Annotated in this window: 15 protein-coding genes and 1 riboswitch; of the genes, 1 reads left to right on the top strand and 14 read right to left on the bottom strand. The window is 40.5% G+C overall.

What is annotated here, in order from left to right; genetic code table 11:
- Positions 1-72: 72 nt before the first annotated feature.
- A riboswitch (cobalamin riboswitch) is annotated at positions 73-241 on the bottom strand.
- 678 nt (positions 242-919) lie between these two features.
- Entirely contained in the window at positions 920-1,906 is a 987-nt protein-coding gene (locus EGC82_RS11335; RefSeq protein WP_208646896.1) for a sirohydrochlorin cobaltochelatase, read from the top strand.
- A gap of 90 nt (positions 1,907-1,996) precedes the next feature.
- Here EGC82_RS11335 and EGC82_RS11330 read toward each other — a convergent pair whose 3' ends face one another.
- The 14 genes from EGC82_RS11330 to EGC82_RS11265 form a co-directional block, all read right to left on the bottom strand.
- Complete coding sequence (locus EGC82_RS11330; protein ID WP_124730860.1) at positions 1,997-3,079, bottom strand: threonine-phosphate decarboxylase; 1,083 nt, start codon at positions 3,077-3,079, stop codon at positions 1,997-1,999.
- Positions 3,076-4,002 (bottom strand): adenosylcobinamide-phosphate synthase CbiB, encoded by a 927-nt coding sequence (gene cbiB, locus EGC82_RS11325; RefSeq protein ID WP_244212450.1) that lies wholly within the window; start codon positions 4,000-4,002, stop codon positions 3,076-3,078. The genes EGC82_RS11330 and cbiB overlap by 4 nt, the downstream gene beginning before the upstream one ends.
- Positions 3,996-4,970 carry a TIM barrel protein gene (locus EGC82_RS11320; protein WP_124730859.1) on the bottom strand — a complete coding sequence of 325 codons (975 nt, stop codon included), beginning with the start codon at positions 4,968-4,970 and terminating at the stop codon, positions 3,996-3,998. The genes cbiB and EGC82_RS11320 overlap by 7 nt, the downstream gene beginning before the upstream one ends.
- A gap of 3 nt (positions 4,971-4,973) precedes the next feature.
- Positions 4,974-5,585, bottom strand: coding sequence for a cob(I)yrinic acid a,c-diamide adenosyltransferase (cobO, locus tag EGC82_RS11315; RefSeq protein WP_124730858.1), 612 nt, complete (start codon positions 5,583-5,585; stop codon positions 4,974-4,976).
- A complete protein-coding gene (cobS, locus tag EGC82_RS11310) occupies positions 5,586-6,395 on the bottom strand; it encodes an adenosylcobinamide-GDP ribazoletransferase (protein WP_124730857.1) in 810 nt (269 codons plus the stop codon). It lies immediately after the preceding gene.
- 12 nt (positions 6,396-6,407) lie between these two features.
- Positions 6,408-7,736, bottom strand: coding sequence for a cobyrinic acid a,c-diamide synthase CobB (locus EGC82_RS11305; RefSeq protein WP_124730856.1), 1,329 nt, complete (start codon positions 7,734-7,736; stop codon positions 6,408-6,410).
- Complete coding sequence (locus EGC82_RS11300) at positions 7,724-9,199, bottom strand: cobyric acid synthase (protein ID WP_124730855.1); 1,476 nt, start codon at positions 9,197-9,199, stop codon at positions 7,724-7,726. The genes EGC82_RS11305 and EGC82_RS11300 overlap by 13 nt, the downstream gene beginning before the upstream one ends.
- 15 nt (positions 9,200-9,214) lie before the next feature.
- Complete coding sequence (locus tag EGC82_RS11295; protein ID WP_244212449.1) at positions 9,215-10,411, bottom strand: nicotinate-nucleotide--dimethylbenzimidazole phosphoribosyltransferase family protein; 1,197 nt, start codon at positions 10,409-10,411, stop codon at positions 9,215-9,217.
- Between the two features lie 119 nt (positions 10,412-10,530).
- Positions 10,531-11,139, bottom strand: a complete 609-nt coding sequence (locus EGC82_RS11290) for a histidine phosphatase family protein (RefSeq protein ID WP_124730854.1) — start codon at positions 11,137-11,139, stop codon at positions 10,531-10,533.
- On the bottom strand, positions 11,133-11,705 hold the full coding sequence (locus EGC82_RS11285) for a bifunctional adenosylcobinamide kinase/adenosylcobinamide-phosphate guanylyltransferase (protein ID WP_124730853.1): 573 nt from the start codon (positions 11,703-11,705) through the stop codon (positions 11,133-11,135). Before EGC82_RS11285 ends, EGC82_RS11290 begins: the two co-directional genes overlap by 7 nt.
- Complete coding sequence (locus tag EGC82_RS11280) at positions 11,702-12,643, bottom strand: cobalamin-binding protein (protein ID WP_124730852.1); 942 nt, start codon at positions 12,641-12,643, stop codon at positions 11,702-11,704. The genes EGC82_RS11285 and EGC82_RS11280 overlap by 4 nt, the downstream gene beginning before the upstream one ends.
- Positions 12,640-13,197, bottom strand: coding sequence for a bifunctional adenosylcobinamide kinase/adenosylcobinamide-phosphate guanylyltransferase (gene cobU, locus EGC82_RS11275; RefSeq protein ID WP_124730851.1), 558 nt, complete (start codon positions 13,195-13,197; stop codon positions 12,640-12,642). The genes EGC82_RS11280 and cobU overlap by 4 nt, the downstream gene beginning before the upstream one ends.
- Positions 13,194-14,186 (bottom strand): FecCD family ABC transporter permease, encoded by a 993-nt coding sequence (locus EGC82_RS11270; protein WP_124730850.1) that lies wholly within the window; start codon positions 14,184-14,186, stop codon positions 13,194-13,196. Before EGC82_RS11270 ends, cobU begins: the two co-directional genes overlap by 4 nt.
- A complete protein-coding gene (locus EGC82_RS11265; protein WP_124730849.1) occupies positions 14,179-15,099 on the bottom strand; it encodes an ABC transporter ATP-binding protein in 921 nt (306 codons plus the stop codon). Before EGC82_RS11265 ends, EGC82_RS11270 begins: the two co-directional genes overlap by 8 nt.
- Between the last annotated feature and the right edge of the window lie 33 nt (positions 15,100-15,132).

Genomic DNA, 15,132 nt, shown 5'->3' with positions numbered 1-15,132 from the left:
TCTTTATAAATTAACATAATAATACCAATCTTACCTGAACTGTGATTCGGATAGGCCCGCCCGATATTCAGCTTTTTTGTTGATTAGGGTTCTCTGGCTTCTGATTTGTCTCTATGTATACGACTCATTTATAATATAAATCTAGGTACATAAAGGTAAACAGTTACAGTTGCGGGTACAGCCCAGAAATAACATCTGGTTCCCCCTCAAATTAGGGTTGAATGAGTATTAAATATTAAGACTCATTCAACAATCTGGCCAAATGGCAAATCAACTTCGCAAGTGTATTGAGATATAATGAGTAAAGCACTGTGATAATTAACAGCTTTTTTAGCAAGGTTATGGTTCTGTGATCTAAACCGTATTGGACAATGACCCAATCTCTATATATTCTCCCTTAAGTAGTGTACCTTAAATGGATATTGACCTGTTTCCCGGAAATCCCGCCATAACCAATTTGATTTCGACCTTCCCCCACGACCTTTAAATATCAACTCATATCTGTTAAAAACTGAGCTGTTATTTTAGCAATTATTAATGAATTTAATTTCATGCACCTTCTCAGCCTGAGCCTGTAGAGATTAGGGAGTAATGCGTTATTTAACTGTGTAAAAAAAATATTGATTATGGGGTTATTAACTGTTTCATTAAAACTCATATCACACAAAATATTGATAAAATATGAGATTATTAACACTAATTTTAATAAAGAACCATTTTTGCACATTACTTCTCATATTAATAAATAAATACTTGAGCCCTATGGCATAAACAATAACAATTAATATTGCATTCAATACTTCTAAATAAGTAGAGTGACCACGTCGAAATACCCGCTGATCATCTATTGTCAGTTAATTCATGCTGGAAGCCGAACAGGCTTATTAAGTTCTATTGATTTACAATATAAGGACCACATATGAAACGATTTAATAAGGTATTTGCTGTCATTATTGGTTCAACTTTACTCATCTCTAATAGTTACGCAGCGGAAAAAAATATGGATAACAAACCCCAAAACGCTATCGTTATAGCCGCTTTTGGTACCACTTATGATTCGACTCTTGCATCGCTACTTGATATAAAATCGTCAATGCAAACCAGGTATCCAAATACAGAAGTCAGACTTGCGTTTACCTCTAATTTTATCAGAAAAAAATGGCACAAAAGAGCAACAGATAAAACCTATATTGCAGAACATCAGAATGTACCCGCAACCTTATATAATGTAAAAAATGTTCTTGGTACTCTCGCTGATTTACAAGACTTAGGCTTTAGTAATATTGTTGTACAGCCTACCCATTTAACACATGGTGAAGAGTACATGGACACTAAAGCCATTGTCGATGCCCTTGCAGATATTGAAACAATAAAACCCAAATTTAAACCTTTTAAACGTCTTGCTCTTGGGCGTCCGTTACTTGGTACTTGGGGCGTTAAATATCCTTACCATCAAGATATACATTCTCTTGCAATAGCTCTCAAAGACGATGTTGCTCAAGCAAAATTACAAAATAGAGCTCTGGTATATATGGGCCACGGTAACGAACATTTATCAACGGGTTTGTACAAAGAGTTCGAAATAGAGATGAACAAAATGTATCCCCAAGTTAAAACTTTTGTGGGGTTAGTTGAAGGTTTTCCTGATTTAAATAACATCGTTATGCAAATAGAATCACAACATGTAACCAGTATAATGTTACGTCCATTAATGATTGTTGCAGGCGATCACGCCAACAACGATATGGCTGGCGATGAAAAAGATTCATGGAAAACGGTGTTAACGACACTTGGAATAAACGTTAACACTGTACTCGAAGGGTTAGGAGAAAAGCCTGCTGTACAGGCTATATTTATACAACATGCTAATGATGCCGCAAATGATTTAGGTATCCAATTAAACTAAATTTTAGTAAGTGATAGAAATTAAAAAGTGCCATCAATATAATTGATGGCACTTTTTTGCTGAATTATGCCGTTATTCGAGATATTTATATTATTTAAGAGTTAATACTTTTGGCAGTACACTTTCTAACCTGAGCCATTGATCTTCATTCAGTGGTAAACCAAACCTTAACGCATCTTCTTCATCTGTTAATCTGACAAAAACAGCCTCTTTACATAAGTTATCATGGACTTCTTTTGCATTGGGTAAGTACAAAGTCTGAAACAGACTAGAACCAGAAATCCGCCACCTTTCAGTATTTCCAGACAGATCGTGAGGGTCTTGTATTTGATTTGTAGCAATCTTAGTTAATAACACTGCAAGTCTCTCAGTACTTTTTTTGAGTCTGGCACATTGAAATTTATGCCAACCGCTATCTTCAAGTGCTTGCTTAGTCACTTCACGAGAGGGCCCAGCTATAATCCACGGCCCTATCTCTGCAGCTAAACGATGTAGGATTGGAGTATTGGCGATAACGAACCCAACTCGAATGCCTGCTAGACCGAAAAATTTACCAATAGACCTTAATATAATGAGATTGTTTTTTGGACATAAATGGCTAAGACTACTGTTATTATCAATATCAGCAAACGCCTCATCAACAACCAGTAAGCCGTCATTTGCTGATAATAACTGGTGCCATTCCAAAAGTTGTTTATTGCTGATCAATAAACCGCTTGGGTTGTTAGGGTTAATCACAACTAATGCATTTACATCGGCAACTATAGTAGAGCTAGGGACACCGTCATAATGAACGACTTGCCAACCCGCTTTGAGCCAAGCTTTTTCATGTTCTTTGTAACCTTGTTTTGGCAAACCAACCTTTAGATTAATATTTGAAGACAAATATTGCGGTTTTTCCTTAAGGTGATCCAACCATACTTTAGGTAACAATTGGATTGCCATTTGAGAGCCCGCCACGGCTAAAAGAGAATCTGTTTGATAATATTGCCGCGCCGCTGCTTCTAACCCATCTTCCTCTTCTGGTAATCTATTCCAACATAATGTGTCGACATTGGTAAATGGGTAAGTCCAAGGGCTCACGCCAGTTGAAAGATCTAGCCAATTGGAAAATGGAATTTGATATTTATCAGATGCAAGCCTCAGCCGGCCGCCATGCATTAATCCGCTCAAAGCGATATTCCTTGTGATAACAACAAACTAAAATAAACAATCCCTAAACACACAGCCCACAATATTGCACCGCGATCCACCAACTGAATCGCATTATTAATGCTGTTCCAATCGGGCTTAGGCCCTTTACCTAGTAAAGGTTTATCACATTTATAGCCGTCATATTCTGCGGCCCCGCCAATGGTAATACCTAATGAACCCGCGCCACTAGCCATAACAGGCCCACCATTAGGGCTGGCACATTGCGCCCCCTGAACTCTGGCACATGTTAACGCATCAGCCACATTTCCTTGTATGGCATAAGTCAGAACACATAAGCGTGCTGGGATATAATTTAACCAATCATCCCAATTGGCGGCAAACCAACCGAAAAGAAAGTATTTATCGTTTTTGTATCCCCATCTAGCATCTAATGTATTGGCTATACGATAGATTATGGCAGCTGGAGCCCCCCCTACAATAAACCAAAATAACGCACCAAATACCGCATCGTTTCCATTTTCAAGCATAGACTCAATCGTGGCGTTAATGACTTGAGACTCATCCAAATTTTCTGTTCGGCGACTGACTATATATCCCACACGCTCCCGCGCCAAAGATAAATCATTTTGACGCAGTGCATCAGCAACCGCTCGGCCATGTTCACCTAAACTACGACCACCAATAACAAAATATAAAACAACAGCTTGTAGCCACCACGGAATGTTGACCCAATACAATAATGTCACCGGTAGTGACAATAAAACAACGGCAACAACACCATTTATACGGCGTTTGGCATAATATTTTTTTTCGATAAAGCTAATAACATTCCCAAGCCCTATCAGTGGATGAAAACGTTTTGGTTCACCCAACAACTTATCCAAAGTAAGTGCTATAACAAGCGCTGCGCAAACTTGCCAAAACATTAAACTGATTAACATAGGGTCACCAAAGGTAATTGTGCATGAATAGACCGCTGCCAATGAGCAAGTGACGGTTGCCCAAGTTCATGGACAATATGATTAGGTTTTATTAATTCTAATAGCGGCACTAATGAGACTTGAGTGAAAGGTGAATGACTATCAATTAAGCTTACATGTTTTAAAGCGACCTCGAGCTGATGCCAAAAATCATCACAATGCAGATACGGCTGTTGGTTTAGCTTAGCCGACTTAATATAGCTCCCATTGAGATTAGCATTTAAATGTACCGTTTCAATTTCACTGCATAAGTCTAGCTGGTGGAGTTTTTTCATTAGAAATGCAACACCTTCGCTTTCATTCATAAGTTGGGTATTGGTTGCCATCATATGACCCGTGTCAAAACATAGACCACAGTTGTCATAGTTAATCAATTTGCGTAATTGATCATACTCATCCCGACTATCAAGGCGAAAACTACTTGGCCACCATAGATTTTCAAACAATAACTTACCTGTAAAATAACTTTGTTTAAGTGCAGCATTAATCAAAGCTGCACTCGCTTTTAACGTGTCTTGTAACTGCCAAGGAAATGCAAAATCGAATAAATGTTCCATATCGCAACTCACCGGATGGAAAACAACATAAGGCACATTAAGATCTTGTGCCATATTTAACTGATGTACATAAGTGTCAACTAAACATTGTGGCTCTAGGCCGCCGTAATATTGCTCAACCGTTAGCCAGTCACCAAATATTGATAATAATGCCTCAGAATCTTGCTGCCAAAACGGCAACAAGATAGGGAAAAAGGTTAGATGAAGTCCTTTCACTAATGATTTGGGTAATAAACTCGATTCAAAATTACCATGTGGAGCGATTTCAAAACCATCAAGGCCATATTGCTGCAGAAATGTTTCAGCATGCTGCCAATTATGAAGTAAATGCCCCGGTTTAGGATCGACACCAATATTGATTAGTTGCTGCATAAATTACCAATCTATCCCGATACGCGCTTTAAGGCCTTGTTGGAATGCATGCTTTTCAGGCCTTACCTCGCTTACCGTATCAGCCAAATCCTTAAGATCCCGGTGTGCTGCACGGCCGGTGATGATGACGGACATCTCGGTGGGCCTGTTAGCCAAGGTATTCAATACATCATCTAATTCAATAAATCCCCATGTAATCATATAGGTCAGTTCATCGAGTAAAATCACATCATAGTGAGGGTCAGCTAACCAAAGTTTAGCCTGCGCCCAAGCTTGTTGTGCAGCCAATTTATCGTTTGATGGATCTTTGCTATCCCAACTAAAACCGGTATTCATGGTATGAAACGGTACTCCAAGTCGGCTCAATAAATTGCGTTCTCCGCAAGCAAGGTTACCTTTAACAAACTGCACCACTGCGACTTGTTGGTAGTGACCCAATGCTCGGGTGATGTTACCAAAACCTGCAGTTGACTTACCTTTACCATTACCCGTAATGACGAGTAATAAACCCCGCTCAATGTCCGCTTTTGCTACAGCCTCGTTAACTTTGGCTTTTTGTGCATCTCGACGCTTTTGGTCTTGTGCTTGTTTGCTGATTGTATTTACATCTGACATTTATAACACCCCACAATTATTTAATAACACCAACGTTAATAGTGTCACTATTTCGATAACTTGTTCTGTCGCCCCGAGTGTATCTCCGGTATATCCTTGTAAATGCTGCTTCATCAACCTAAACATTAACCAGAACCCAATAATCCAACTGCAACATAAAAAAAATGATGCATTAATGGGGAATAAACATAATGGTATGGCTGCAATTAACACGAGTATTACTAATACACTATTAGACGGAATTAATTTACGTTGCGGGGTTTTACTCGGACCATCCACTCGGGCATAAGGAAGTAATGCAGGCATACACCCTACGCCAGCTCTACCAGCAGTGTGGCTACATATTAGGCCAAATACGGCCAACATTAGGGGTAATTGACTCAGAATAAGGAGTTTAAGGCTAAATGATCCGATTAAAGCAAGTACACCATAAGCCCCAATTTGACTGTCTTTCATGATTTCGAGTTTACGATCACGTTGCCAGGCCCCCCAAAATCCATCACACACGTCCGCAAGTCCATCTTCATGAAAACCACCAGTAAGGCGCCAACCTATAATAATGGTAAGGGCTACCGCGATCGCTTGACCAAATAACGGTGTTAACAGCCATAAACAACACCCGAGAAAACATCCCACCAATAAACCAACAAGAGAAAACCATCTTGAAGCATTAGCAACATCTTGTTGACTAAAACCAACCCATTTAGGCATAGAAATACGTGTTAAAAATCCGATAGCAGTGAGAATTAATATAGGGTGCCAAGCGCTATAAACCTTACTATTTTCTGGGGCTAATTGATTATTACTCATCATCAATACCTATTAGGAAATTTTATGTTTTGGTAAGCTGCTGCCTAAAAACCAGTTGGCAACAACTTGTGGAGCGCTGGCAAAATACCAATGAACATATGAGGCAATAACCGACCCGTGTTGGTATACGGCTTCACTCGAACCAAAACGCCCGGTGCTGATAGCTGTAGCAATAGGTTGAAGCTTGATATCGCTAGTAGAATAATGAAAACAATGACCTTTTAGTAATTCATCAGCTATTGAAACTTGTAAAATACCAATCCCTTGTAATTTATCTTTCATTGTTGCATTGCCTGGTAACACCCCGGCAAAATGAAATGTTTCATTTTGCTTATCTGTTAACGTATCAAGTAAAAACAGCATACCGCCGCATTCAGCAACAACAGGTTTATTACTCGCAACATGTTGTTGAACACTGGCCATCAAAACGTGATTCTGTTGTAAAGTGCGGCCATGTAATTCTGGATAACCACCCGGTAAATAAAGCGAATCGCAATCTGGTAAGGCGTCAGTTAGTGGCGAAAAAAGACACAGCTCAGCACCTAGATTCTGTAGTAAAGAAAGGTTGTCATGATAAATAAACGCAAAGGCAGCATCACACGCAACAGCAATTGATTGACCTTTTAGTAATTGATTACATTTTAAAACGTGCTTATTTTGTGGTTCGTATTCAAAAGATACAGCTTGTGGTAATGTCATGTCGCAACTTTCACCCAATAACGATGCAGCAGTATCTAGCCAACTATCAAGTTGTGGAATTTCCTGTGCTTGCACTAAGCCTAAATGTCTATCTGGTAGCGCCAACGCTTCATCTCTTGGTAAATAGCCACAATAAGCAATGCCGTCGGGGATACTTTGTTGCAACAGTTTTGCATGGCCAACGCTACCCACTTTGTTTGCAACCACACCAAACAAAGTGACATCCTTACGGTAATGTGCCAAACCATAAGCTATAGCACCAAATGTTTGTGCCATTTTAGCGGCTGGAATAACCGCAAGCATTGGAATGGCAAATTTAGCGGCCAGATCGGCACTGCTACTTGTGCCATCAAACATGCCCATCACACCTTCAATCAAAATTAAATCGGCATCTTTAGCCGCTTGATATAAATGACGTCGGCAAATGGCCTCTCCCATCATGCCAAGATCAAGTTGATAAGCAGGTTGTCCACTGGCAATTTCATGAAATTTAGGATCGATAAAATCGGGCCCAGTTTTAAACACCCTGACTTTTTTGCCTTTATTGCGCCAGTAACGTGCCATTGCCGCAACCACGGTAGTTTTGCCACTGTCACTAGAAGGGGCGGTAATAAACAAAGCCGGACACATTACTTTTTCCATGACAGTGATCCTCTAATGTCGGCAAATAAGGTATCAAGATCGAGGTGTGCCTCTATAGCGTCAGCAACTCTGTCTAATCCTGCTTCTCTTAATTGATCCATATCGGATGCTTGAGAATGAGCGGTTTCAAGACCTGCCCAATGAAGCAATAAATTACACGCGTCAGGATCATCGAACATGCCATGTAAATAGCCACCAAGTATGTTTCCACAACTTGATATAGCACCATCTTTTACGCCATTGAGTGTAAAAGGTTGTAAGTCGTTGGAATGGCTTTCGCCTACATGGATTTCGTAACCCGATATAGTGGCTTTTTTACCGTTAATTTCTACGGTTCCACAGACTTGTTTAAGTTGTTTTGTTCCTTGTAATCTGGTGTCTATATTGAGGTAACCTAAACCTAAACACTCCCCGGCAGGACCTTCTACGCCATTGGGATCCGAAATTTTATTGCCCAACATTTGATAACCACCACAAATGCCAATGACTTTTCCACCAAAACGCAGATGCCTTGCAATCTGTTTGTCCCAACCTTGAGTACGCAACGCGGCTAAGTCGCCACGGGTACTTTTAGAACCAGGAACAATAATTAAATCGGCATTAGGCCATTGATCGCCAGGGCGTACAAAAGTGAGGTCGACTTTTGGATGAAGCCGCAAAGCATCGAAGTCAGTGTGATTACTGATCCGAGGCAAACCCAAAACAACGACTTTAAAGTGCGCATCACCATCAGTTTGCTGCACATTAATAGCGTCTTCAGCCTCTAGGTATAATCCTTTTAAATAAGGTATAACACCCAGTACAGGCACGCCGGTTTTTTCTGTTAGCCAGGTTAAGCCTGAATCCAATAAACTTGGATCACCTCTAAAGCGATTGATAATAAATCCGCATACCCTAGCCTGTTCAGTTGGCGACAATAATGCGTATGTGCCATACAAATGGGCAAATACACCGCCGCGATCTATGTCAGCAATAATGACCACTTTTGCATCAACAGCTTCCGCAAAACCCATATTGGCAATGTCGTTATCACGTAGATTTATCTCTGCTGGACTGCCAGCACCTTCGATAATGCGATGTTCAAATTGTTTACCGAGATCGTCAAAGGTTTCAACCACCATAGCCAACAGCTTAGGTTTGTAGGCATGGTATTCTCGCGCATCCATATCTGATAATACTTTGCCCCGAACAATCACTTGAGCACCAGTGTCAGTATTGGGTTTAAGCAATACCGGATTCATTAGAATACTGGGTTTAAGACCAGCTGCCTGTGCCTGAACAGCTTGGGCACGGCCAATTTCTCCGCCTTCAATAGTGACGGCACTATTTAATGCCATATTTTGCGGTTTAAACGGTGCCACATCAAAATGCTTACGGGCTAATACTCTACATAACCCCGCAACCATGACACTTTTACCCGCATCACTGGTGGTGCCCTGCACCATTAATTTATAACGATTCATATGAAAACTCTGTAATTAGGCAGCATTAGAATCTTGGGCTGCTGTGGATTGTTTAATGTGCTGCTCACAGGCATTTTCAAGAACACTTATAATGTTTTCTTGGGTTATGCCCAGTTCTTCTGCAAGTACAAGCAAGCCACCAAAGCCACAGCCTTCAACAACTATGCCTTGTTCGAATACTTGTAAACATGAAAAACGACTTTTCGCAAAATGAGTTCGGTTAACCCTAAATGTCCATGACGATGGCAATAACCTGAGCACAGGTGCAATGTCGACGCCATCGCCACAAACCCAACGCGTGGTATCGATGTTTCCTTGCATTGGCATTTTATTGGTCATGGCAGCATCATTGCGCTGTAAAGCCGCGATTAAAGGGGCAACAAACATCATACCGCCAGCAAATCTTGGTAGACGGAGATTGGCAGGCCAATGAGACATCAAGGTGTAAATTGCTGCTTGTATTTCGTCGTGAAATCTTGGGTTAGACAGTAAGGTTTCAGGATTAAAATCAGATTGTAAAAGACGATATTCTAATTCTAGATCTCGAAGTATTGCTGATTTTTTAGCAAGCTTATTGCTATCTTTTGTACTACCTGCAGGTGATATTGTTAACCCTGTGAGTAGCCTTAACCACAGGGTTGAAAAAGTGGTGCCACCGACTCCGCATTCAGCTACGACACTAATATGACCTGAAATAGCTTGCTGCTGTAACTCGCGTTGTAAATGCATACGCGTTTGATCACTATCAGCGGCATTTTCACCACCATAATGAACGCAACAATTAATCCAATCACTGGGTTTTCCGGTAGGTTTAAGCACCCCAAAGTTATAACTACGAAACTTAATGACGTAACCTAAGCTATTGAAATAAGCTAATAACGAACGCGTTAACACCGCAGGACTAATCCCTCCGTTGGCGAGTAAGCCTTGGAGTGTAAGTTGGGTTGGATTTGGCAAAGTAGTGAGCGGTGTTTGATGTGCTCCGGTAGAAATAAACTCGCTATCGCGTGTCGGTGTCAGGTGCATTAAATTTTTACCTGCCCCCGCATCTGATATGCCATGCAGCTCTTCAAGTTGTGTAGCTGCAGCATTAAGAATATTAAAAACAATCACTTTCCTATTATCACTTGTTACTGAAGAAGTTGATTGTTCATTAACATACTCTATCGAGGCTGAACCATTACTGTTTTTAACACCAAGACTTGATTTCATAGCATATCCACCGTAATTTATTTTTACGCTCATCATTAAATAAAACAATAATCAATTAATTTCATCGATAAAATCATTTGTAAACAGATATTTATTTCAATATTTTTTATTAAACCTTTTTAAGGTGAATTATTTAAGCCTATCAATTGAGGCCATTGAGTACCTTCATCGTCTATAAACACCCCTATAGACAAACTGGCACCATGTTGTAACTCAACACGACTTAAATGAGCATTTCCCTGTTGTAGCCCTTGTAGTAACCAAGATAAGATGACCCGTATAACACCTGAGTGAGTAATCATGAGGATATGCTCTCCGGTAAAACGTATGCTTAATTCATGTATTAATTGACTGACGCGATGTAACAGAGCATTAGTTGACTCTCCTCCCGGCGGGATGTGGTGCCAGGGCTGGTGCCAATAGGTTTCAAACGCTTTTGTAGGCATTTGCCAAAGTTCAGCCAACGCTACACCGTCCCATTCACCAAAATCTAACTCTTGTAATCTGTTTTCGATCACCAGTGGAGTGTTGTTTTGGGCGCTATATTGAGTGGCAAAATCTGCACAGCGAATTAAAGGCGACGTAATTACTCGGTTATATTGAGCGTTACTGCATCTTGCTTTCATCTGTTCAAACCCTTTAGCGGTTAGCTGCGGATTTGTTCGACCCAGTAATAAATGTGCGTTTTGCGGTTCACCATGCCTAAGTAAAGTCATTTTAGTTAGCATAATGCCTCCAACGTCAATTGCGCTTGTGCTGCGTTTGACGTTAACTCGAAATAATCTCTACCTTTTAATACGTTGGCTAAATTAGCTTGGCAAAAAATGACATTGTCGGCACAGGTAGCAACGGCTTGATGTAACTCACCACTTGCGATAACAAATTGTTGACTCATCTCATCATCAGGAATTAATCCCAACCCTGTTTCTGTTGAAACCAAAACAATATTAGCGTTGGTGCGTTGCAGTCCATAAATAAGACGTGCTATTTGCTGTTTAAGGTCGCTTGCAGCTATAAGATGGTTGGTCAACCAAAGAGTAAGGCAATCAATAATAATCCATTGATTTACATCTGAATTGTCTAGTAGAACATCGACAAGTGCATAAGGCTCTTCAATCACGGCCCATTCTTTCGGACGTCTTTGTTGGTGCAGTGCAATGCGTTGTTGCATACTTGGTGCAGCTTCTGCGGTCGCGACATATATTATGGGTTCGCCTTGAGCTTGTGCCGTAATAAACGCTTCGGCTAAACCTGATTTACCACTGCGTGCGCCGCCAATAAATAGACTGATCATAATGCCGCCCGTTGTTCTCGTGCCGCATCAACTAATTCACATACCTTAGCCATCCCTTTTACGACTCGAGGGCCAGTTCTATGCACAAGATCGCCTTTGATTAATTGTATTTGCTGATTTGCAACCGCCGGGATTTCGTTCCACATGGACCAATCAATACTTTCTTGATTACTGTTACCGTGATAATGAGGTTTAAGAATTAGCTCTGGCATTCTGACTAGCACTTGCTCCATCGATACCTGAGGATATGCAGCAACACCGTTAGCAAAAATATTAATAGCGCCACAATCTGTTAATAGATCATTCATCCAACCACCTGACACAGTAGTAAGCGGTTCTGGCCATATTTGATAAAAGACTTTTACAGGCGTTTTATGACTGTATCGTTCGCGTAACTGCTTAAGAGTGTGTCTAAATACCTGGGCTTTTTGTTTTCCGACCTCAAAATGCCCAGTAGCCGCACCCAATTCTTCAAGTTTATCTGCTATATCGTCTAGCTTACTGACACTGGTATCTAATAAAGGTAAATGTAAATTGTTAAGCTGATCGATTAAAGGTTGGCTGGTATCTTCAAAACTTAACACCACTAAATCGGGATTAAGTACAAGCAATGCTTCCATATCGATGAAATCTGAATGACCAATACGTTTAATATTTTTAGCTTCTTCAGGAAAATCTGCATAGTCAACGGTGGCGATTATCTTATTCCCAACGCCTATCTCATAAAGCAGTTCAACTGAATGTGGTGATAGTGCAACAATACTATTGACGGTTTTGTGAGTAGGCGTATTGGATAAATCCAATAGTTCAATAACATGAGTCTCAGCAGCAAACGTTAAGCTTGATAACGTAAGCAATAAGATGATGCTAGTTAATTGAAATATAACCATAAAAATGGGATTAAGTTGCCATTTATGTTTATAAGTCATCTGCATCATAAGCTATTGCTGCTATTGATTTGTTTGCTTTTTAGTATCATAGGCAAACCCGCAATACACACAGTAACGGTATCCACTACTGCACCAAGGTGCTGATGCAGCCAACCTAACTCATCAACAAACTTACGGTTAAACTCTCCCATAGGTACAACACCTTGGCCGACCTCATTGCCAATCATGATGATGGGACAATGGCTATTGGCCACTGTCGAAAGTAACCTTGCTTTAGCCGCTAACCATTTGCCTTCGTTACTCATTAATTCATTAGCCAACCACAGTGTTAAGCAATCAACTAATATAAGCGTATTATCTGCTTGCGCATGGTCAATCGCCTCAGCTAAATCTGTCCAAGCCTCTATAACATCCCAGTCACTGGGTCTATTCATTTGGTGATGCACAATCCGTTTAGACATTTCACTGCCGATGACACCATCAGGTTGAGCCGTAACGATTAAAGTAATTTTTCCACCTGAAAGGTTTTGCCACGTTAGCGCCGTTTTTGTAGCCAACGTGCTTTTACCTGATCTCGCGCCACCTATAATGAGTTGCTTCAAAATGTTTTTCCTTTTCGCTTCATCAAGATGCCTATAAAAAACACGCTGCCGATAATTGATGTCACAACGCCAACGGGTAATTCTTGATTGTCCAATATTTGCCTGGACAACAAATCAACCCAAACCATTAATATTGAACCAAACAAGCCTGTGGCTATGAGTGTTGCTCTGCTGGCTGCACCAATGAGCATTCTGACGATATGAGGAACCATCAACCCAACAAAACCAATACCGCCACAGTTCGCCACTAACGATGCGGTTATCATTGCGGTAAGCAGTAACATGCCTAAACGTAATGGCACCACGGCAACGCCTTGAGTGTGAGCACTTTCATCACCGGCCATGAGTGCTTGTAAGGGCCGCTGAAATTGATACACAATGAAAATAGAACCAATTACAACGATGCTTGGGAATAATAAGTTATCCCAATTTGCGCGACTAAAACTGCCCATATTCCAAAAAAGTACCGACTTAATAGCTTGATCTTCACTGAAATACAGCACCATATTTGACAATGAAGACAATAAAAATGAAATGGCAACACCAGCAAGAATAAGCCCTTCAACTTGACCATCTCGAGCCATCATCATCACCACAAAAACAGCAATTAATGCCCCAAGAAATGCATATAAAGGTAGACTTGCACCACTGAACCCCATGGTAAGTGCAATAACAGCACCCAATGTTGAACCCGATGAAATACCAAATAAATAAGGATCGGCAAGTGGATTACGTGTCACGCTTTGTAACACGGTACCCGATACTGCAAGGCCGGCACCGCATAGCATTGCCAGCACAACTCTAGGTAGTCGAAGTTCTAAGATAATTCGGTCAGTTAACGAACCGTATTCTTGGCCCATCACATAGCGACTAAAGGAATTAAACACTTCAATAAGGGCAATATCGGCACTTCCCATGGCGATGGCAAATATGGGCGACACAATAAAAATCGGAATTAAGATAAATAATAGCCAGCTGGGTTTAAGCATATATTTGCCCTTTGAGTTCACTGGCCGATGAATTTACATTTTCATCTTTGTTTTCAGTTTCAGTGACTGGCTTAGGTGCGAATTGATATAACGACTTACTGGGCTGTGAAAATTTAAATCGAATACTGGGGTAAACATTATTTGAGTGGTAGTAAATATCTGCGTCTACAAGATATACATGTTTTATATTTTCTTGAGTGAGTACGTCATTGGGCGTACCAAATGCAGAGACTTTACCTTGATGAAGTAATAACAAACTATCGCAATACGCACTTGCAAGGTTCAAGTCGTGTATTGAAGCAATTACAGTAATGCCCAAACTTTTAACTAATTTAAGTGTTTCAATTTGGTAATGAATGTCTAAATGATTAGTCGGTTCATCTAAAATAAGTAACTGTGGTTGTTGCAATAATGCCCTTGCTATTAATACTCGTTGTTGTTCCCCTCCTGATAATGAATCAAAATTATCGTTAGCTTTGTCGAGTAAATTGACTCGGTTGAGTTGCGCATTAATTTGTGTTGTTTCATCTGCTTGGTTAACGCTTTTCCACCAGGGCTTTTTGGCTAATAAACCCGATCTTAAAAATTGTCGAACAGTCATGGTAAATCCTGTTGGACAATGCTGTGTAACTACTGCCACATGGCGCGCAAACTCAGCTTGGGAATAGCTAGAAATATTGTGTCCATTGAGAAAAACCTCACCCGCACTCGCTTTTATATAACGATATAGGCACCGTAATAAGGTTGACTTACCCACGCCGTTTGGACCAAGAATACCAATGAATTCACCTTTATTTACCGTAAATGATACCTTATCAAGCACCGACTTTTTATCTGTTGACCAGCAAACATCTTTCACTGTTACGTGAGAATATTGAGTTCTGTGGTGATGGCTATCGTATTGGCAGTTCATCTTAACCTCGCGTTAGCAAACCTTTGGGGAAAA

Source organism: Shewanella livingstonensis (assembly GCF_003855395.1).
GTDB lineage: Bacteria > Pseudomonadota > Gammaproteobacteria > Enterobacterales > Shewanellaceae > Shewanella > Shewanella livingstonensis.
Note: the sequence above shows the minus strand (reverse complement) of the source record. Positions and strands in the feature narration are given on the sequence as shown.

What these genes read in the sequence shown, in the direction of transcription:
- EGC82_RS11335 (WP_208646896.1), top strand. Translation starts at nt 920, where the DNA reads ATGAAACGATTTAATAAGGTATTTGCTGTCATTATTGGTTCAACTTTA.
- cbiB (WP_244212450.1), bottom strand. Translation starts at nt 4,002, where the DNA reads ATGTTAATCAGTTTAATGTTTTGGCAAGTTTGCGCAGCGCTTGTTATA.
- EGC82_RS11320 (WP_124730859.1), bottom strand. Translation starts at nt 4,970, where the DNA reads ATGCAGCAACTAATCAATATTGGTGTCGATCCTAAACCGGGGCATTTA.
- cobO (WP_124730858.1), bottom strand. Translation starts at nt 5,585, where the DNA reads ATGTCAGATGTAAATACAATCAGCAAACAAGCACAAGACCAAAAGCGT.
- cobS (WP_124730857.1), bottom strand. Translation starts at nt 6,395, where the DNA reads ATGAGTAATAATCAATTAGCCCCAGAAAATAGTAAGGTTTATAGCGCT.
- EGC82_RS11305 (WP_124730856.1), bottom strand. Translation starts at nt 7,736, where the DNA reads ATGGAAAAAGTAATGTGTCCGGCTTTGTTTATTACCGCCCCTTCTAGT.
- EGC82_RS11300 (WP_124730855.1), bottom strand. Translation starts at nt 9,199, where the DNA reads ATGAATCGTTATAAATTAATGGTGCAGGGCACCACCAGTGATGCGGGT.
- EGC82_RS11295 (WP_244212449.1), bottom strand. Translation starts at nt 10,411, where the DNA reads ATGAAATCAAGTCTTGGTGTTAAAAACAGTAATGGTTCAGCCTCGATA.
- EGC82_RS11290 (WP_124730854.1), bottom strand. Translation starts at nt 11,139, where the DNA reads ATGCTAACTAAAATGACTTTACTTAGGCATGGTGAACCGCAAAACGCA.
- EGC82_RS11285 (WP_124730853.1), bottom strand. Translation starts at nt 11,705, where the DNA reads ATGATCAGTCTATTTATTGGCGGCGCACGCAGTGGTAAATCAGGTTTA.
- EGC82_RS11280 (WP_124730852.1), bottom strand. Translation starts at nt 12,643, where the DNA reads ATGATGCAGATGACTTATAAACATAAATGGCAACTTAATCCCATTTTT.
- EGC82_RS11270 (WP_124730850.1), bottom strand. Translation starts at nt 14,186, where the DNA reads ATGCTTAAACCCAGCTGGCTATTATTTATCTTAATTCCGATTTTTATT.
- EGC82_RS11265 (WP_124730849.1), bottom strand. Translation starts at nt 15,099, where the DNA reads ATGAACTGCCAATACGATAGCCATCACCACAGAACTCAATATTCTCAC.